General features: G+C 29.9%; 21 protein-coding genes. 13 read left to right on the top strand and 8 right to left on the bottom strand.

Going from position 1 to position 19,107, the window contains the following annotated elements; translation table 11 throughout:
* Positions 1–52 precede the first annotated feature (52 nt).
* Both CAMP5053_RS06375 and CAMP5053_RS06370 read left to right on the top strand, forming a co-directional pair.
* Complete coding sequence (locus CAMP5053_RS06375; protein ID WP_337217501.1) at positions 53–766, top strand: thioredoxin fold domain-containing protein; 714 nt, start codon at positions 53–55, stop codon at positions 764–766.
* Entirely contained in the window at positions 753–1,280 is a 528-nt protein-coding gene (locus CAMP5053_RS06370; protein ID WP_087700477.1) for a hypothetical protein, read from the top strand. Before CAMP5053_RS06375 ends, CAMP5053_RS06370 begins: the two co-directional genes overlap by 14 nt.
* Before the next feature lie 23 nt (positions 1,281–1,303).
* Here the strand turns inward: CAMP5053_RS06370 and gdhA are convergent, their stop codons facing one another.
* The 4 genes from gdhA to gltX form a co-directional block, all read right to left on the bottom strand.
* A complete protein-coding gene (gene gdhA / locus CAMP5053_RS06365) occupies positions 1,304–2,671 on the bottom strand; it encodes an NADP-specific glutamate dehydrogenase (RefSeq protein WP_337217500.1) in 1,368 nt (455 codons plus the stop codon).
* Between the two features lie 12 nt (positions 2,672–2,683).
* Complete coding sequence (locus CAMP5053_RS06360; RefSeq protein WP_087700479.1) at positions 2,684–3,349, bottom strand: MqnA/MqnD/SBP family protein; 666 nt, start codon at positions 3,347–3,349, stop codon at positions 2,684–2,686.
* A gap of 246 nt (positions 3,350–3,595) precedes the next feature.
* Positions 3,596–4,831: a malic enzyme-like NAD(P)-binding protein gene (locus CAMP5053_RS06355; protein WP_214100208.1), complete on the bottom strand. Its 1,236-nt coding sequence runs from the start codon at positions 4,829–4,831 to the stop codon at positions 3,596–3,598.
* Entirely contained in the window at positions 4,831–6,222 is a 1,392-nt protein-coding gene (gltX, locus tag CAMP5053_RS06350; protein ID WP_039642190.1) for a glutamate--tRNA ligase, read from the bottom strand. The genes CAMP5053_RS06355 and gltX overlap by 1 nt, the downstream gene beginning before the upstream one ends.
* Positions 6,223–6,286: 64 nt before the next feature.
* Here gltX and CAMP5053_RS06345 point away from each other — a divergent pair, with 64 nt between their 5' ends.
* Positions 6,287–7,114 (top strand): peptidylprolyl isomerase, encoded by an 828-nt coding sequence (locus tag CAMP5053_RS06345; RefSeq protein ID WP_214135934.1) that lies wholly within the window; start codon positions 6,287–6,289, stop codon positions 7,112–7,114.
* A 17-nt stretch (positions 7,115–7,131) separates the two neighbouring features.
* On the opposite strand, the gene CAMP5053_RS06340 is transcribed toward CAMP5053_RS06345, so the two are convergent.
* Together CAMP5053_RS06340 and accB are read right to left on the bottom strand one after the other, a co-directional pair.
* Positions 7,132–8,463 (bottom strand): acetyl-CoA carboxylase biotin carboxylase subunit, encoded by a 1,332-nt coding sequence (locus tag CAMP5053_RS06340; RefSeq protein WP_039619123.1) that lies wholly within the window; start codon positions 8,461–8,463, stop codon positions 7,132–7,134.
* A gap of 1 nt (position 8,464) precedes the next feature.
* Complete coding sequence (gene accB / locus CAMP5053_RS06335; RefSeq protein ID WP_214100210.1) at positions 8,465–8,914, bottom strand: acetyl-CoA carboxylase biotin carboxyl carrier protein; 450 nt, start codon at positions 8,912–8,914, stop codon at positions 8,465–8,467.
* A 131-nt stretch (positions 8,915–9,045) separates the two neighbouring features.
* Here accB and dcd point away from each other — a divergent pair, with 131 nt between their 5' ends.
* From dcd to CAMP5053_RS06310, 5 genes are read left to right on the top strand one after another with little or no spacing between them, the layout of a single operon-like run.
* Positions 9,046–9,606: a dCTP deaminase gene (dcd, locus tag CAMP5053_RS06330; protein ID WP_214135933.1), complete on the top strand. Its 561-nt coding sequence runs from the start codon at positions 9,046–9,048 to the stop codon at positions 9,604–9,606.
* Between the two features lie 50 nt (positions 9,607–9,656).
* On the top strand, positions 9,657–10,664 hold the full coding sequence (gene pseB, locus CAMP5053_RS06325) for a UDP-N-acetylglucosamine 4,6-dehydratase (inverting) (RefSeq protein ID WP_337217499.1): 1,008 nt from the start codon (positions 9,657–9,659) through the stop codon (positions 10,662–10,664).
* Positions 10,661–11,791 carry a UDP-4-amino-4,6-dideoxy-N-acetyl-beta-L-altrosamine transaminase gene (gene pseC, locus CAMP5053_RS06320; RefSeq protein ID WP_337217498.1) on the top strand — a complete coding sequence of 377 codons (1,131 nt, stop codon included), beginning with the start codon at positions 10,661–10,663 and terminating at the stop codon, positions 11,789–11,791. Before pseB ends, pseC begins: the two co-directional genes overlap by 4 nt.
* A gap of 4 nt (positions 11,792–11,795) precedes the next feature.
* Positions 11,796–13,058 carry a DUF4910 domain-containing protein gene (locus CAMP5053_RS06315; protein ID WP_337217508.1) on the top strand — a complete coding sequence of 421 codons (1,263 nt, stop codon included), beginning with the start codon at positions 11,796–11,798 and terminating at the stop codon, positions 13,056–13,058.
* Positions 13,055–13,822: an AAC(3) family N-acetyltransferase gene (locus tag CAMP5053_RS06310; protein WP_337217497.1), complete on the top strand. Its 768-nt coding sequence runs from the start codon at positions 13,055–13,057 to the stop codon at positions 13,820–13,822. Before CAMP5053_RS06315 ends, CAMP5053_RS06310 begins: the two co-directional genes overlap by 4 nt.
* Before the next feature lie 7 nt (positions 13,823–13,829).
* Here CAMP5053_RS06310 and CAMP5053_RS06305 read toward each other — a convergent pair whose 3' ends face one another.
* Positions 13,830–14,876 carry a ketoacyl-ACP synthase III gene (locus CAMP5053_RS06305; RefSeq protein ID WP_337217496.1) on the bottom strand — a complete coding sequence of 349 codons (1,047 nt, stop codon included), beginning with the start codon at positions 14,874–14,876 and terminating at the stop codon, positions 13,830–13,832.
* Positions 14,876–15,097: an acyl carrier protein gene (locus CAMP5053_RS06300; RefSeq protein WP_337217495.1), complete on the bottom strand. Its 222-nt coding sequence runs from the start codon at positions 15,095–15,097 to the stop codon at positions 14,876–14,878. The genes CAMP5053_RS06305 and CAMP5053_RS06300 overlap by 1 nt, the downstream gene beginning before the upstream one ends.
* 83 nt (positions 15,098–15,180) lie before the next feature.
* On the opposite strand from CAMP5053_RS06300, the gene CAMP5053_RS06295 reads away from it, so the two are divergent.
* The 5 genes from CAMP5053_RS06295 to CAMP5053_RS06275 are packed head-to-tail and all read left to right on the top strand — an operon-like array spanning position 15,181 to position 19,089.
* A complete protein-coding gene (locus tag CAMP5053_RS06295) occupies positions 15,181–15,405 on the top strand; it encodes an acyl carrier protein (protein ID WP_337217494.1) in 225 nt (74 codons plus the stop codon).
* Positions 15,399–16,301 (top strand): class I SAM-dependent methyltransferase, encoded by a 903-nt coding sequence (locus CAMP5053_RS06290; RefSeq protein WP_173787020.1) that lies wholly within the window; start codon positions 15,399–15,401, stop codon positions 16,299–16,301. The genes CAMP5053_RS06295 and CAMP5053_RS06290 overlap by 7 nt, the downstream gene beginning before the upstream one ends.
* Complete coding sequence (locus CAMP5053_RS06285) at positions 16,298–17,821, top strand: HAD-IIIC family phosphatase (RefSeq protein ID WP_337217493.1); 1,524 nt, start codon at positions 16,298–16,300, stop codon at positions 17,819–17,821. Before CAMP5053_RS06290 ends, CAMP5053_RS06285 begins: the two co-directional genes overlap by 4 nt.
* Positions 17,811–18,878 carry a beta-ketoacyl-ACP synthase III gene (locus CAMP5053_RS06280; protein ID WP_337217492.1) on the top strand — a complete coding sequence of 356 codons (1,068 nt, stop codon included), beginning with the start codon at positions 17,811–17,813 and terminating at the stop codon, positions 18,876–18,878. Before CAMP5053_RS06285 ends, CAMP5053_RS06280 begins: the two co-directional genes overlap by 11 nt.
* Positions 18,871–19,089: an acyl carrier protein gene (locus CAMP5053_RS06275; protein WP_214100219.1), complete on the top strand. Its 219-nt coding sequence runs from the start codon at positions 18,871–18,873 to the stop codon at positions 19,087–19,089. The genes CAMP5053_RS06280 and CAMP5053_RS06275 overlap by 8 nt, the downstream gene beginning before the upstream one ends.
* The last annotated feature ends 18 nt before the right edge of the window (positions 19,090–19,107 follow it).

The following is a 19,107-nucleotide window of genomic DNA, read 5'->3' as shown; positions in this document are numbered from 1 at the left end:
GTGTTAAAATTTACATTTTATAATGTATAAAAATTTAAAATAAAGGAAAAAAATGAAAAAATCTTTAGCTCTTTTAACTCTTGCTAGCTCTTTATTTGCTGCAAGTAATGAAGAAATTATTAATTTTTTTAAAAAAAATCCAAATTTATCAAATGCAAACATTAGTGTTTCTAGTAGAGAAAAAATTCCTGATACTAACTTTGAAGCTGTGATAGTTAATTTTGAAATTAGTGGTAAAAATTTCCAAGAAATCGTTTTCACTCAAGATAATATCATCACAACTGAAGTAATTGATGTAAAAAAAGGTGAGTTTTATTCTCAAATTTATCAAGCAAAACTTATGGAAAAACAACAAGCTGAATTTTCAAAAAAAGCTCTAGTGGAACTTAAAAAAGAAAAAATGTTTATTTCTTTAGGCGATAAAAATAAACCTTTACTTTATGTATTTAGTGATCCAGAATGTCCATATTGTAGAATGCATTTAGATAAAATAGAAGAAACACTAAAAACCCATCAAGTGAAATTTATCTTAACCCCTATCCATGATACTAGTGCTTTTGAAAAATCTGCATTAATTTATAAAGAAAGTAAAAATACTAAAGACGATGCACAAAAAATTGCTATCATGAAAAAATACTATGATAAAAATTTAAAAGATTATAAAAAACCTAGTGAAGCTGAAGTTAAAGCAGTAAGAGAAACTTTTGCAAAATACTCTAAACTTGGTCTTCGTGCCGTACCAACCATAATCGATGCTCAAAAATAATCTTTTCTTACTTGTGCTTGCACTATTTTTAAGTGCTTGCACAGGCCCTATGCAAACTTTTATCCAAACAAACAATGAAGGTATTTTCCTGCATGCTAATAAAAATCAAAGTTTTTCTTTACACATCAACAACCCTTCAAAATTAAACACAAATTTAGAAGCTAAGCTCACTCAAAAATTACAAAATTTAGGATTAATTTTAAATAATGAACAAAGTGATTATAAAATTTACATCAATATAGTGGATTTTAAGAAATTTTCCTATGCGCAAAGACTAATTGCTTCTAATGCGAGATTTTTTTATAATGACTTTGATAAAATAGATGATGTTTTTGAAATGGAAGTAGAAAATTACTATCTTTTACAAGTTAATTTACAAATTAGCTCCAAAAACTCTACTCAAAGCACCTCGCTTTTAGCAAGAACTGCTTATCTTAGCAATATAGACAGAGCCAAAGAGTCTTTAGAGGAAAAAATTGCTAATCAAATAACAAGCTTTTTTTATATGCGTTAAAGATGGCATTTAAGCCATCTTTTTTAAATATAACCATGATCAATCATCGCATCAGCTACTTTTTTAAAGCCTGCTATATTTGAGCCTACTACTAAATTTCCTTCATGATTATAAGCTTTTGCACACTCATATGAATTTTCAAAAATATTTTTCATAATCTTATGCAATTTTGCATCAACTTCCTCAAAACTCCATTGGCACATACTTGCATTTTGTTGCATTTCAAGTTGAGAAGTCGCTACTCCACCTGCATTTGCAGCTTTAGCTGGAGCAAATAAAAAGTCTTTTTGATTTAACATAAAATCAATCGCTTCAAGTGTGCTTGGCATATTAGCCCCCTCTGCTACCATGCGACAACCATTGTGATATAAGATTTTAATATCCTCTAAATTTAACTCATTTTGCGTAGCACTTGGAAAAGCTATATCACAAGGTATACTCCATACTCCATTACAACCTTGTTTATATGCACTTTTTGGAGTAAAAACAGCACCTTTTTTAAGCACTGCATAATCACTCACCCTAGCTCTTTTTACTTCTTTAATTTCTTTTAATAAATCCAAATCTATTCCATCTTTATCATAAACAAATCCATCACTATCGCTTATTGTGATTGCTTTTGCTCCAAGTTGGTGTAATTTTTCTATGGTATAAATTGCCACATTTCCACTACCTGAGACTGCACACTCTTTTCCTTCTAATGCATTGTTATATTTTGCTAGCATTTCTTGAGTAAAATACACACAACCATATCCTGTTGCTTCTGTTCTTGCTAAACTTCCACCCCATGGAATTCTCTTTCCCGTTAAGGTTCCATCAAAATTAGAGCTAATTTTCTTATAAGCTCCGAACATATATCCAATTTCCCTAGCACCAACCCCTATATCACCCGCTGGCACATCAGTACTTGCACCTATGATTTTTGAAAGTTCAGCCATAAAAGCTTGACAAAAACGCATAATTTCTGCTTCACTTTTACCTTTAGGATCAAAATTTGCTCCACCTTTAGCACCGCCTATCATTAAACCCGTTAAAGAGTTTTTGAAAATTTGTTCAAAACCTAAAAATTTCAAAACATCTAAATTCACACTAGGATGAAATCTAAGTCCACCTTTATAAGGTCCTAAACTAGAGTTAAACTGTACTCTATAGCCAAAATGTGTTTGAGCTTTACCTGCATCATTAATATATACAACTCTAAATATAGTTGTTTTTTCAGGCATTACAATACGCTCTAATATTGCATGATCTTGGTAGGTTTTATTAGATTCAAGTAAAGGTTCTAAAGAATTTAATACCTCAGTTACTGCTTGAAAAAAGATAGGTTGTCTTGGGGAAATTGTTTGAATTTTTTCTAAAGTTTCGTTGATATATTGTTTAGCCATACTCATAAATTGTCCTTTTTATAGTATCTTGCTGCTTGTTTTAGCTAAAAATTTTTTTAGCGCCATTTGCTCCTTTGTTCCTATTTTGTAGTAAATTAGCTTTAAGTATGCACTAATTTCCTTTTGAGAAAGATTTCTTGATTTAGAATAATCTAACAAAATATATTGTGGAATGAAAATTTTACTTTTTGTGAAATTTTTCATCATTTTTTTATAAATAGAAAAATTTTTAACGCAAGAAAAACGTGCAAAAACAAAAGGTAATTTTGTCTTTTCATACCATAATTCACACAAATCAATATAATCTTTTGGATTTTGCAAATAAAGTTTTAAAGCCTTATCACCGATGATAACCTCCCCTTTTTGCTTTAAAACTTTTGCAAGAGCATTAGAAGTTGCAGAACTTGCATCTTCTTTGCTTTGAGAATGTTTTTTCACTAAAACGCTTTTTACCTTTTTGCTTGCGCAAATTCCCACATTTAAGGTTTTGTATTTTTTTCTACGACTTTCAATACTTGAAATAATCGCTGCATCAATGCGTCTAAAATACAAATGGCGATTTAGCTTACTAGGAACCCCTTTTTTGTATTCTGTAGTTTGCTTAACATAGCTAGGAAAAGCTGTTTTTTTAAGATAGATATGTAAAGGGAGTAAATTAAGATAATCTATCTTTCCAAAAATCATCTTAGCCTTTCTATGATTAAGTACTAGTATCCTATAAAAAAATATCTTAAATATAAATTAATTTAATTAAAAATATAATCAATACTAAAATTTATATCAAATTTTAACATTTAGTGTAAGAAATTATTTTATTACTTAATTTTATTGGATTGAAAATTATAAATCGAAAAGTCAAACTAAAAGATTGAAAATAAAAATTAAGTTTTATTCAAAAAATTATTTTAAATAAAACTTAATATATAAAAATTATTGTAAACTTGCTAAATATTTTTGATAATCAAATTCTTTTACCAAAGCCACTCCATCTTCAACCGCAGCTTTTGCCACAGCAGCACTAACTACAGCTTTTACCCTGCTATCAAATGGTTTTGGTATCACATAATCTCTGCCAAAGCTAAGCTCTTCTACACCATAAGCTTGTTTTACCTCATCAGTTGCTTCAAGTTTAGCCAAATCAGCCAAAGCTTTCGCAGCGGCAACTTTCATATTTTCGGTGATTTTAGTCGCTTTTACATCTAAAGCTCCTCTAAAGATAAAAGGAAAACCTAAAACATTATTAATTTGATTTGGATAATCACTTCTACCTGTTCCAACTATAGCATCATTTCTAACTCTTTTAACATCTTCAGGCATTACTTCAGGTACAGGATTAGCTAGCGCAAAAATCACAGGATCTTTAGCCATACTTAAAATCATCTCATCATCTAAAATCTTAGGTGCACTCAAACCCAAAAATACATCAGCGCCTTTTAAGGCCTCTCTTAAAGTACTATCTTTAGTATCGCTTACAAATTCTAGTTTGTATTTATTTAAATCATCTCTTTGGGTATTAATCACACCTTTGCTATCTACTAAAACGATATTTTTAACCCCTAAATTTCTATACATTCTAGCACTTGCAATACCCGCTGCACCCGCACCACTTACCACTACTTTAATATCTTCAAATTTTTTACCGCTAATTTCCATAGCATTCATTAATCCTGCTGTAGAAATGATTGCAGTTCCGTGTTGATCATCATGCATTACAGGAATTCCAAGATCTTGCAAAGCAGCTTCTATTTCAAAGCATTTTGGTGCTGAAATATCCTCTAAATTGATCCCTCCAAAAGTAGGCGCTATAGCTTTACAAAAAGTAACAATCTCATCTACACTATGAGCGTTGATTTCTAAATCATAAGCATTAACATTAGCAAATTTTTTAAACAAACAAGCCTTTCCTTCCATCACAGGCTTACTTGCACTTGCTCCTATATTGCCAAGCCCCAAAACCGCACTACCATCACTTACTATAGCAACTAAATTAGCTTTGTTAGTGTATTTATAAGCTAAAGTTTCATCTTTTGCTATCTCAACACAAGGTTCAGCAACCCCTGGAGAATAAGCCAAGGATAAATCATGCGCACTATCCATAGGCTTTCTAGCAACAATATCTACTTTACCACCTAAGTGGTATTCTAAAGCCTCTTCTTTTAAATTCATTATTTCCCCTTCATGTAAGTTAGTAAATTTTCTATTCTAAGCTTAGCTTTTTGCACTCCTAAAAATTCTAATACTTCAAAAATACTAGGACTTACCGAGCTTCCAGTGAGTGCAATGCGTATGGCTTGAGCTAGATCTTTTAACTTAAGATTATTTTCTTCTAAGAATTGATTAGTTAATTCTTCAAATTCACAAGCATTTTTTTGCTCATTTAAAACCATAGCGTATTTTTCCAAATAAGTTAAATTTGTTACATTAAGAAATTTGTCTACAGCCTTTTGATCATATTCTTTTGGGTCATTTAGTAACACTTTAGCCCCGCTAATAATATCATGCAGGGTTTTAGCTCTCTCTCTTAACATATCCAGTAAAAATCCTGCTTTTTCATACTGACTTAAATCAAATCCTAAATCTTTTAATTGTCTATTGATTTCTTCAAAAGGTAAAGTTTTAATATAATGAGCATTAAGCCATTCTAGCTTTTTAAAATTATAACAAGAAGCACTTTTATTGATATGATTTGGATCAAAAAGTTCTTGCATACTTTCTAAAGAAAAAATCTCATCATCACCATGACTCCAACCAAGACGTACTAAGAAATTAAGCAAGGCTTGAGGTAAAATTCCCATATTTTTATATTCCATCACATCAGTTGCTCCATGACGCTTAGAAAGTTTTTTACCATCTTCACCATGTATCATAGCCACATGGTAAAATTTAGGAATTTTAAAGCCTAGTGCCTCATAAAGAACGATTTGTTTTGGAGTATTTGATAAATGATCATCTCCTCTTATAACATCACTCACACCCATTAGTGCATCATCAATTACAACGGTTAAATTATAAATTGGGCTACCATCACTTCTTGCGATTACAAAATCATCTAAAATATCTTCAGCCTTAAAACTAACCTCGCCTTTAATACCATCTATAAATTTAATCTCTCCACTTTGTGGTGCTTTTATACGCACTACAGGCTCAATACCACTTGGCGGAGTTCCTTTAAAATCTCTATATCTACCATCATATTTTGGGCGCTCTTTAGCTGCTTCTTGCTTAGCTCTTAACTCATCAAGCTCTTCTTTACTCATATAACAATAATAAGCCTTACCCTCATCTAATAATTTTTGAATGTATTTTTTATAAATATCAAATCTTTGGGATTGATACTCAATCGTCCCATCATAATCAAGTCCGCACCATTTAAATGCTTCTATAATAGCTTGTGTAGCTTCTTGTGAATTTCTTTTTAAATCCGTATCCTCAATACGCAATAAAAATTTACCCTTATTTTTTCTTGCATAAAGATAATTATATAAAGCCGTTCTAAGCCCTCCTATGTGCAAATATCCTGTTGGAGAAGGAGCAAAACGTGTTGTAATTTCTTGCATATTTTTACCTTTTTTAAATTTTTATTGTTATAATGCTATATTTACACTTAAATAAAGGTTTCATATGAGAAAATTTTTAATATCTTGTTGTTTTGCTGCAAATATTTTATATGCTCAAACCATTGGCGGTGTGGCAATGGTAGTAGAAAATCAACCTATTACTCTTTATGATATAGAACAAACCATGAAAGAATTAAAAACCAATGATAAGCAAAAGGCTATAGCATTTTTAGTAGATGATAAAGTTCAACAAAGTGAAGCTAAAAAGCTAGGAATTTATGTAAGCACTTTTGAACTTAATGAAAAATTAGCCCAAATAGCAAAAGGCAATAAAACTGACATCAATGGTTTGCAAGCAAAGATAGAAAAAGATGGTTTAAGTTTTGAAGTTTTTAAAAACAAAGTTAGAAAAGATCTTGAAAGAGAAAAACTTTATAGAAGCATAATGCAAAATGCAAAAATCAATATTGACGATGAAACACTAAAACATTTTTATGAAAGCAATCTTGATAAATTTAGCACTTTTTCAAACATAGACTTAGTTGTTTACAATTCTACCAATCCTGAACTTTTACAACAGCTTGCACAAAACCCTATGTATAAAAATTCTCAGATTAAATCAAAGGCCATTAGTTTAAATGCGGCTAGTTTAGATCCAAGATTACTTGCTTTGTTAAATAATACAAAAATAGGAGAATTTACTCCAGTATTAAATGGTGAAAATGCTTATATAGTGTATTTTGTAAAAGAAAAATATGGCAAAAACCCTATCGAATTTGATTTAATCAAAGATCAAGTTAGTAATGTTTACACTCTAACCCAAAGAGAACAAGCCTTAAAAAATCATCTTGATAAAATAAGAGCAAACGCTCATATAGAGGAATTAAGATAGGTTAAACCTATCTTAAATTAATGTCTTGAAAGATAATTTGTATCATAATTATTATTGATAAAATCTGCATTATCCATCATCGCTAAATGAAAATCTTTGGTTGTTTTTATTCCACCTACAATAAGCTCTTGCAAGGCTATTTTCATTTTAGCTATAGCTGTGTTTCTATCTTCTCCCCAAACAACTAATTTTCCAATCATAGAATCATAATAAGGAGGCACACTATAATCTTGATAACAATGGCTTTCCATTCTAACATTACGTCCTGCTGGAGCTACGTATTTTGTGATTTTACCTGGGCAAGGTAAGAAAGTTTTAGAATCTTCTGCAGTAATTCTACATTCTATAGAATGACCCTTAAGTTTAATTTCTTCTTGTTTTGGTAAAGGATACCCTTCTGCTACTTTAATCATAAGCTCGATAATATCTACCCCACTTACCATTTCACTCACACAATGCTCAACCTGCAAACGCGTATTCATTTCAATAAAATAAAAATCTAAATTTTTATCTACTAAAAACTCAAAAGTTCCCGCACCTTCATAATCAATAGCTTTCGCAGCTTTAACTGCTGTTTCATGAAGTCTTGCTCTTGTTTTTTCATCTAGTAAAATTGCAGGAGATTCTTCTATAAGCTTTTGATGGCGTCTTTGCATAGAGCAATCTCTCTCACCCAAATGTATCACATTACCAAAGCTATCTCCTATGATTTGCACTTCTATATGACGTGGGTTTTGGATATATTTTTCCATATACATAGTGCCATCGCCAAAAGCACTCATAGCTTCACTTTCTGCCGACCAATAGGCTTTTTCTAAATCTTTTTCATCTTCAACTACACGCATACCACGGCCACCACCACCTGCTGCTGCTTTTAAAATCACAGGATAACCTATTTCTTTAGCAAGCTTTTTAGCCGCCTCAACCCCACCTAAAGCTCCATCACTTCCTGGGATTACAGGCACGCCGGCTCTTTGCATTACTTGTTTTGCTTTACTTTTATCACTCATTAGCGCCATAGCAGCTACTGAAGGACCTATAAATTTGATATTATGTTTTGCACAAATTTCAACAAAATTTTGATTTTCACTTAAAAATCCATATCCTGGAAAAATCGCATCCGCTTCGCTAATTTCAGCCGCACTAATAATAGCTGGGATATTTAAATAACTTTCTGAACTTCTAGCATTTCCTATGCAAATACTCGCATCAGCATATTTTAAATACAAAGCGTCTTTATCTGCGGTAGAATACACACAAATTGCTTTTTTTCCCATTTCTTTTACAGTTCTTAAAGCTCTTAATGCAATTTCTCCACGATTTGCTATTAAAACTTTTTTAATTTCCATTTTATAATTTCTCCACCACAAATAAAGGCATACCAAATTCTACAGGCTGACCATCTGCAACTAATACTTCTACTATCCTACAATCATATTCAGCTTCGATTTCATTCATGATTTTCATCGCTTCAATAATTGCTATAGTGCTTCCTTTTTTAATAGTTTGTCCTGCTTTAGCAAAAGGCGCTGCACCTGGGCTTGGAGCTTGATAAAAAGTACCTACCATAGGGCTGTTGATAGTTGGCTTATTAGAAGAGTTTGAGCTTGCTTTGGTTTCATTAACTACATTTACATTAATTGGCTGTGGGGCTGGAGTAACAGGAGCTGGAGCTGGCAATTCACAACACATATCTCTTTCAAGTTCTATTTCAAATCCATCTTGTTCTTTTATTTTAATCTTGCTTATATTTGCTTCTGCAAAAAGTTGCATTAGTTCTTTGATTTCTTCTTTTGTCATATATTCTCCTTAATTTATAAGACTTAATTTATAATTATATATAAAAATACTAAAAATAACTTCAATTATTTATTTTTTACTTTTATTTTAAGATATAATTTAAAAATTCACTTTAATTATAAAGGACAAAAATGGGCTTAAAAGCAGATAATTGGATCAAAAAAATGGCATTGAAACACAATATGATAGAGCCATTTTGCGAAGCAAATATAGGTAAAGGTATAGTTAGTTATGGGCTTTCAAGCTATGGATATGATATAAGAGTTGGAAGAGAATTTAAGATTTTTACTAATGTAAATTCCACTGTTGTAGATCCTAAAAATTTTGTAGAGGAAAATGTAGTAGATTTTGTAGGCGATGTATGTATAGTACCTGCAAATTCTTTCGCACTTGCAAGAACGGTTGAGTATTTTAAAATGCCAAATGATGTTTTGGCTATTTGTCTTGGCAAAAGCACTTATGCAAGATGTGGTATTATAGTAAATGTAACCCCTTTTGAGCCAGGTTTTGAAGGACATATCACTATAGAAATTTCAAACACAACCCCACTACCTGCTAAAATTTATGCTAATGAGGGTATAGCTCAAGTTTTATTTTTACAAGGAGATGAGCCTTGTGATGTAACATATGCTGATAAAAAAGGCAAATACCAAGCCCAAACAGGCATAACTTTACCAAGAATTTTAAAATAATTTTATTTTCAGCCGATATAAAAACTTAGTCAAGTAATAGGAAAATAAATATGTTTAATGGAAAAAGTATTTTAATCACTGGTGGTACAGGAAGTTTTGGAAAAACTTATACTAAAACTTTACTTCAAAAATACAAACCCAAAAAAATCATCATTTATTCAAGAGATGAACTCAAACAATTTGAAATGGCGAGAGAATTTAATGATACTTGCATGCGTTATTTCATAGGTGATGTAAGAGATAAAGAAAGATTAAATATAGCAATGAAAGATGTTGACTTTGTTATCCATGCAGCTGCTATGAAACATGTACCAATTGCAGAATATAATCCAATGGAATGCATAAAAACTAATATCCATGGAGCACAAAATGTAATCGATGCGTGTTTGGAAAATAATGTAGAAAAATGTATCGCTCTTTCAACCGATAAAGCATGCAATCCTATTAATTTATACGGAGCTACAAAGCTTGCAAGCGATAAGCTTTTTATAGCAGCAAATAACATCGCAGGAAATTCTCATACTAAATTTAGCGTTACAAGATATGGCAATGTAGTAGGCTCAAGAGGTTCTGTTATACCATTTTTTAAAAAACTAATCAATGAAGGCGCTAAAGAGCTTCCTATCACAGATGAGAGAATGACAAGATTTTGGATATCCTTAGAAGATGGGGTTAATTTCGTGCTGAATAATTTTGCATATATGCATGGAGGGGAAATTTTCGTGCCAAAAATTCCTTCTATGAAAATCGTTGATTTGGCTAAAACTATGGCTCCTAATTTAGCCCATAAAATCATAGGTATAAGAGCAGGTGAAAAACTACATGAAATTATGATTTCAAGTGATGATAGTCATTTAACTTATGAATTTGAAAATTATTATGCCATCAGCCCAAGTATCCAATTTAATAATATTAATGTTGATTTTAGTATAAATGCAAAAGGACAAAAAGGTAAAAAAGTTTCTAATGGCTTTTCTTATAGCTCAGATAATAACAAAGAATGGATTAGCCAAGAAGAGCTTTTAAATATAATAAATCATACAGAGCTTGAAAAATGATAACTTATTCTCATCAAAATATTGACGAACAAGACATACAAGTAGTTTATGAGGCTTTAAAAGATGATTTTTTAACCGGCGGAAAAAAGGTTGAAGAATTTGAACAAGCCCTTTGTGAATATGTGGGTGTAAAATATGCTTGCGTGCTAAATTCAGCTACTTCTGCTTTACACCTTGCGTATTTGTCTTTAAATGTAAAAGAAAAAATTGTTTTAACAACCCCTATTACCTTTGCTGCAACTGCAAATGCTGCTTTAATGGCAGGTGCTAGGGTTGAGTTTATAGATGTAAAAAGCGATGGAAATATTGATGAGAAAAAACTTGCTTTAAGATTAAGCCAAGATAGCTCTAATATTGGAGCAATTTGTGTGGTTGATTTTGCGGGAAATAGTGTAGAAATGGATGAAATTTTAGCCTTAGCCAAACGATACAACATCCCACTAATTGATGATGCAAGTCATGCTCTAGGTGCTATTTATAAAAATCAAAAAGTAGGTTCTATGGGGGATTTGAGTATATTTTCTTTTCATCCGGTTAAACCTATCACAACCTTTGAGGGTGGTGCGGTTGTTAGCAATGATGAGGAATTAATCTCAAAAATCAAGCTTTTAAGAAGTCATGGCATAGTCAAAAAAAGACTTTGGGATAGTGATATGATTGAACTAGGCTATAATTATCGTTTAAGTGATGTAGCTTGTGCTTTAGGTATAAATCAACTAAAAAAACTTGATAATATGCTAGAAAAAAGAGAAATCATCACAAGTTTTTACGATAAAGAATTTGAAAAAAATCCTTATTTTAGCACTATAAAAATCAAAGATTACAAAAAAAGCTCAAGACATTTATATCCTATTTTGCTTTTTCCTGAGTTTTATTGCCAAAAAGAGATTATTTTTGAAAAATTATTAAATTTGGGCATAGGTGTACAAGTGCATTATAAGCCTACTTATGAGTTTAGTTATTATAAAAACTTATATGGAAATTTATTCTTAGAAAATGCGGATAATTTTTATAAAGCTGAACTTAGCATACCTGCTCATCAAGAAATGAATTTAAAAGAAGCACAATTTATTAAAGATAATTTATTTAAGATTTTAGAAGAAACTAAAAAGGCTTGTTGTGAGTAAAAGTATGTATGAGCTAGTTTGTGAGCTTTTTCCTATATGCAGAAGTATTACCGGGAAAGGCTTTAGACAAAGCTTAAAAATACTTGATGAAGCTATGGGGGGGGGTATATTAAAAATTCACTCTATAGCAAGCGGGAGCAAAGTGTTTGACTGGGAAGTACCTGCTGAATGGGAGATAAACGATGCTTATATCATCACTCCAAATGGAGAAAAAATTTGTGATTTTAAGCAAAATAATCTTCATGTATTAAACTATAGCACAGGCATAGACACAGAGCTTGATCTAGCAAGCTTACAAGAACACCTTTACTCTATAGAAGAAATGCCTAGTGCCATACCTTATGTGACAAGCTATTATAAAAGGCGTTGGGGTTTTTGTATAAAACATGAAGATAGAGTTAAACTAAAAGAAGGAAAATATAAAGTTTTCATCGATGCAAAACACCATGAAAATGGGGTTTTAAACTATGCTGATTTACTCATACCTAGCACGCAAGAAACAAAAGATGAAATTTTGATTTCCACTTACCTTTGTCATCCATCTATGGCAAATAACGAGCTAAGCGGCCCTGTAGTAGCTGCATTTTTAGCTAAATGGCTTTTAGAACTAAAAGAGAGAAAATATAACTATCGTTTTGTTTTTGTTCCTGAAACTATAGGAAGTATAGTTTATCTTAGTAAACATTTAAAGTACTTACAAAAACACACTAAAGCAGGTTTTGTACTCTCTTGCATAGGTGATGATAATGCTTACTCACTCATTCACACTCCAAGTGAAAATACTCTAGCAGATAAAGTAGCTTTGCATACCTTAAAAGAAAAAAATAATTTTAAAGAATTTAGCTTTTTAGATAGAGGAAGCGATGAGAGACAATACTGTGCTCCTTTAGTAAATTTACCCGTAGTCGGAATTTGTAGAAGTAAGTATCTAGAGTATAAAGAATATCATACTAGCAAGGATGACTTAAATTTCATCAGTGAAGAGGGATTGCAAGGTGGCTTAAAAGCTATGCAAGAAATCATTATGAATTTAGAGGTTAATGAAATTTATCAAAATACGATATTTTGCGAACCCAATTTAGGTAAAAGAGACTTATACCATACTATCAATACTTCTTCAACCAATGATATACCAATATCATGTAATTTTTTAGCATATTGTGATGGTAAAAACGATGTTTTAGATATAGCCTCAAAACTAAACATGCAAGCTTATGAATTAAAAGATTTAATAGAAAAATTAAAATTTCATGGATTAATAAAATGAAATATTTCTTAGAATACAATGATAAAAAATACTCTAATGTTGACCTAATAGAAGCTTTTAAGAAACTTGGCATCAAAAAAGGCGATATTTTGTGTGTGCATACTGAACTTTTTAATTTTGGTACACCCTTGCTTCCTAGAAATGAATTTTTACAAACTATATTAGATTGTTTTTTTGAAGTTATAGGTAAAGAAGGTACTTTAATCATGCCTACATTTACTTATAGTTTTTGTAAAAATGAAGTTTATGATAAATTAAATTCTCCTACAAAAATGGGTGCTTTAAATGAATATTTTCGCAGATGGGGGGGGGTAAAACGCACCAATGATCCTATATTTTCATTTGCCGTTAAAGGAGCCAAAGAAGAATTGTTTTTAAAAGACACTACAAGTTGTTTTGGAGAAAATTGTGTGTATGATGTTTTAACAAAAGAAAATGGGAAATTAATAAACTTTGGAGATACTTTATCTTTCACTTATTTTCACTACCCTGAAGAATATTTCGGAATTTATTATAGATATAATAAAACATTTAAAGGATTAATAATAGATGAGAATAAACAAACACATAAAAAATCTATAAATTTTTATGTTAGGAAAGATAGTTTATATCCAAATGCAACTAAAATAAAAAACTTTCTAATTTCAACACAAAATTATAAAAACATTTCTTTTGGAGGGGATAGTATTTTTATATCTGATGTAAAACAAATTTTTACTTCAACATTGAAATCTTTTAAAAATCATCAATATATATATTTATGATATTTTATTAATAAAACAGCAATTTAGTGGAACATTCTAATTTTGCAATATATAAAGAGCATATTGAAATTCCAACTCCAAAGCCTGATAATAAAACATTTTCAGATTTTATTTCTCCTTGTTCTGATATCAAAATAGGAATTGAAGCGCAACTAGTATTTCCATATTTATGAATATTTATAGGCATCAACTCTTCCATTTTGTCTACAATATTTAGCTTTCGAGCAATTTCTTTTAATGCAAAAACATTTGCTTGATGTAAAAAAAACTTTTCAGTGTTTATAACTTCAAAATCATTATTTTTCATAAAATTTAAAATACTATTAGGAACAGTATTACACATAAAATCAAAAAGCTCTATTCCTTTCATTTGCATACAAGCCGCAATATTAATATTTCCATCATCATCAACAAATTCTTCAAATGAAGCATGACTTATAGGATTTTTATTACCTCCATCTTGCGCTATAATTAACTGACTTTTGTCGCCAAATGTTTCAAATGCAAATGTATTTTTATAATTTTCATCCTCTGAGTATTCTAATGCTGTACAACTAGCACCATCACTAAATAAAAATGCAACTGACTTATTTTTAGGATAAACAAAATCATTTATTGCATCACCTACAAATAATAAAACTCTATCACTTGTTGAATTAATATGACTCATTGCACTAAATAAACCATAAGTATACCCAGAACACCCCATTACAATATCATAAGCAAAACAATTATTATGAATACCTAGTTTATCTTGCAAAAGTGCTGCTGTAACTGGAAATCTATATTCATGAGTTTGTGAGATAACTATAATACCTTTAATCGAGTTTCTATCCCAAGATAATTCATCTATTACATGTTGCCCCGCTTTTATAAATAAATCCAATATTGATTCACCATTTTCTCGGTTTAAAATATATCTATTTTCAACCCCAGAAGACTTGATAATTCTACTTTTTACTCTATCACTAAATAATTCATTATCATAATTGTTTATTTTATGTGAAGGTAATATACCGCATATATAAGATATTTTTGCATTAGTAATTACCATTAAAAGCCTACAGATTTTAAAATATCTCTGACACTAATAAATTTTTTAATATCTTCAGGTTTAACCTTAAGATTAAATTCTTTATCAATTAAAACACTCAATTCAAAAAAAGCAATGCTATCCCAATCTTGAAAGTGCTCAAGAATATCATCCTCTAATAAACTATTCTTTGGAATACTTAAAATTTCTTCAATTGAATTTAAAAAACTATCTTTTTTCATAAAATTTCTTTCTTTAAAAGATTAAAAAAACTATACACTTGACGATTATACACAAATAATATCAAAAAAGGCTTATAAGAATTATGGAAAATAAATTTTATGAAATTTTAGAAAATATACTAGAAGTAAAAGTTGATGAAAATTCAAATTTAAGCATGCAAAATTGCAAAAATTGGACTTCTTTAAATCATATTGATATAATCATGAGCTTAGAAGAAGAATTTGAAATCAAATTTAACAAAGATGAATTAAGTCAGCTAAAATCACAAAATGAACTTTTGCAAGCTATTAAGGAGAAATTATGCTAGAAAATACAAAAGAATTATTTAAGCTAATAGAAGAAAAAAATCCACTACACAAAAAATGTTTAGATGGATTACAACTCTCTAAAGAAGAATATGAAGATTTAGAAAAGCTTATTGTTTATTACAAAGATACACTAAATATTACTTTAGAAGAACAAGCTCAAAGCTATATAGTTGTATTAAATGATACTTTAGAAGAAACTAGATATTTTATAGAATTTGGAAAATATAGATATAGCACCTTAGCAGAAGTAGAAAATATGGTGTATTTTAATGAAAACTATATGAAGCAATACATGGTGGGTCTTGCTATATCTTCTTTTATATGGAATGCTCATATTGAAGTTAGAAGATATTTTGCTAAGTATATAGATGAAAAACAAAATCAAGAAAATACCTATCTTGAAATAGGGCCAGGACATGGTGAATTTTTTGTTAAAGCCCTAAGAAGTCAAAAATTTAAAGAATATTTTGGTATCGATATATCTCCTATAAGTTGTCAAATGAGCAAGGATATGGTAGAAAATCAGTTTGGCAAAATAAATACTAAATGCGAATTTATATGTAAAGATTTTACCAAATGTGAGTTTAACAACAAAGCTGATTTGGTAGTAATGGGAGAGGTTTTAGAACATGTTGAACAACCTTTACAATTTATGAAAGATGTAAAAGCTTTATTAAATGATAATGGAGAAATCTTTGCGACTATACCCATCAACGCTCCTGCAATTGATCATATTTATTTATTTTCTCATCCTGATGAAGTTAAAGAATTACTTAATAAAGCAGGATTGAAAATCAAAGAATGTGAATATTTTATGGCGAATAATTATTCTTTAGAAAAAGCACTAAAAACAAAAAATGCTATTGTAATGGCAGTAGTTTTGGTCAAAGAATGAATCTTTTTTCACCAAATTTAAAAAGAAATGATCTTATAAAACTTAGCAAGGAAAATCATTATAAAAAAATTACTATTAATGTTTTTAGAAATCACTCTTTTGAAGTGATTTCAAGCATACTAAATGCATTTTTAGCCTTTAGTAAATTAAAGGCTGAATTTAACATAAGCTCTTATGATGATAGTTTAGGTTATGATAATTTTCAAAAAGCAGATTTAAACATCATATTTATAGATTTAAACAATTATAAAAAAAATGTAGATGATTTTATCAAAGAAAAAATACAAGAACTATCAAGCATTAGCAACGCTCCTATCATCACACTTTTACTTGGCAATACAAACTTAAAAGAATATAGTATTTGTGAAATACTAAAGCCCTTTTTAGATGAAAATCTCATCATAGATGATAGTAATTTTGAAATAAATGCAAGCAGACTTAGCAATAAAGCTTGTGTAAAATTAGCCCAATTTCTAGGACTAAAAATCCTACCTAGCTTTTTACAACCAACTTTAAAAGCAATCATCATAGATCTTGATAATACCTTATACCAAGGAATTTTAGGCGAAGATGGTATTGAAAATCTTGCTTTATCTAGCAATCATAAAGCCTTACAAAGTGAGCTTTTAAATTTAAAAAATCAAGGTTTTTTACTCGCCATCGCTTCAAAAAATGAAGAAGAAGATGTAAAAAAACTTTTTACACAAAGAAAAGACTTTTTATTACAACTTGATGATTTTAGTATGATCAAAGCTAATTGGAAAAGTAAAGATGAAAATATTAAAGAAATTGTAAAATTTTTTAATATAGCTTTTGATAGTGTGCTATTTATTGATGATAATATAGCCGAAATTGAAAATGTATCACACCTTCATATTAATACCTTGCTAGCTGATGAAAATAGCGCTTATAGTTTAAAACTCTATCCTAGACTTTTAAAAACAAGCTTTAGCAAAGAAGATGAGTTAAGAAGTGCTGATATTAAAGCAAATTTACAAAGACAAGAACTTAGCAAGCTTAGCCCTAAAGAGTATTTTGAAAAATTACAAATTTGTTTGAAATTTCATATCAACCACGCAGATGAACTTGAAAGAATTTCACAACTACTTAATAAAACTAATCAATTTATATCAAATTACTCAAGATTAAGCTTAAAAGAATGTGAAGAATTTATGCAAAAACATGCTATTTTGACTATAAGCATGAGTGATAAATTAAGCGATAGTGGTATTATAGCAATTTTTGTAGCTTATAAAGATGAAACAAATTTAATCATAAAAGATCTTTGCATAAGTTGTAGAGCCTTAGGAAGAAAGCTTGAAAAAATTATGCTTTATAAGGTTATAGAATTATTACACCTGCATTTTAATACAAAAGAATGTATTTTATACTTTCAAAAGGGCGAAAGAAATATGCCATTTTTAGAATTTTTATATAGTTTAAATGCAAATATAAAAGAAAATTTTGCTCTAATCCAAAAAGAAATGATAAATTACGAAGGACTTATAATTGAAAGCTAGTTTTAATAAAGCCAAAATAGCAGGCATAAGCGTTTGTGTGCCTAATAAATGCATAAATATAGATGATTGTTTAGAAGATGTTTTTCAAAATGATGTCAAAATGCTAAAAAGAATGAAAAAAATTTCAGGCATACAAGAAAGATTTATCGCTGATGAAAGTATTAGCACAACAGATTTAGCCTATGAAGCAAGTATAAATTTATTTAAAATGCTTGATTTTGATAAAAATGAGCTTGATATGGTGATTTTTGTTACACAAACACCTGATTTTTTTATGCCATCATGTGCGAACTATCTTCACAAACGATTAAATTTAAAGCCTCAAACCATAGCTTTTGATATAAATCAAGCGTGTTCGGGATATTTATATGGCTTATTTATAGCTTTTTCTTTTTTAGAAAATCAAAATGCAAAAAATATTTTATTAATTTGTGGTGATACTTTAAGCAAAACCATAAATCCTTTGAATGCAAATTTAGCTCCAATCTTTGGCGATGGAGTAAGCGCAACACTCATAAGCTCTGCAAATGAAAAATCGTTTTTTAAGCTTTATTCTAATGGAGAAGGTTTTGACAAACTCATCATACCCAATAGAGCTTTTGCTAAACTTGATGAGAGTAAAAGCTCCAATAAAGAAATATTTCAAACCAATAAGCATAGGAGCTTAGATAATCTTTACATGGATGGGGCTGAAATTTTTAACCAAGCACTTAATCTTGAGAGCCAAAGCATAAAAGAAATGCTTGATTTTTGTGAAAAAAGTAAAGATGAGGTAGATTATTTTTTATTGCATCAATCCAATCAATTTTTAGTTGATTCTATTATAAATGATTTGGGTATTGATAGCTCTAAAGCACCAAATTTTTTGATGTCAAAATATGCTAATTTGAGTGCTTGCTCTTTACCTGCTTTACTTTGTGAAATACAAAAAAATGATTTTAGTGCCATTTTAAGTGCTTTTGGTGCTGGATATGCTTGGGGGAGTGCTTATATAAATTTTGATAAAAACTTTAAAACTGATACAATTTCAATTTACAAAGGAGAAAAAAATGACTAAAGAAGAATTATTAGAAGCTATTAGCGAAGCTATGCATATGGATGAAACACTAAAAGAAGATATGATTTTAGATGATATTGATGAATGGGATAGCTTAGCTTTTGTATCTATCATGGTATTATTTAAAAACTCACTTGGCAAGCAAATTAGCGGTGATGATCTTAAAAAATGTGAAAAAGTAAGCGATCTTTTAGCTTTAGCTGGTGTTTAAGGTAAAAAACCTTAAACA

This window comes from Campylobacter sp. S4:11 (genome assembly GCF_024723695.1).
GTDB lineage: Bacteria > Campylobacterota > Campylobacteria > Campylobacterales > Campylobacteraceae > Campylobacter_D > Campylobacter_D jejuni_C.
This window is presented reverse-complemented; position numbering and strand designations above follow the sequence as displayed.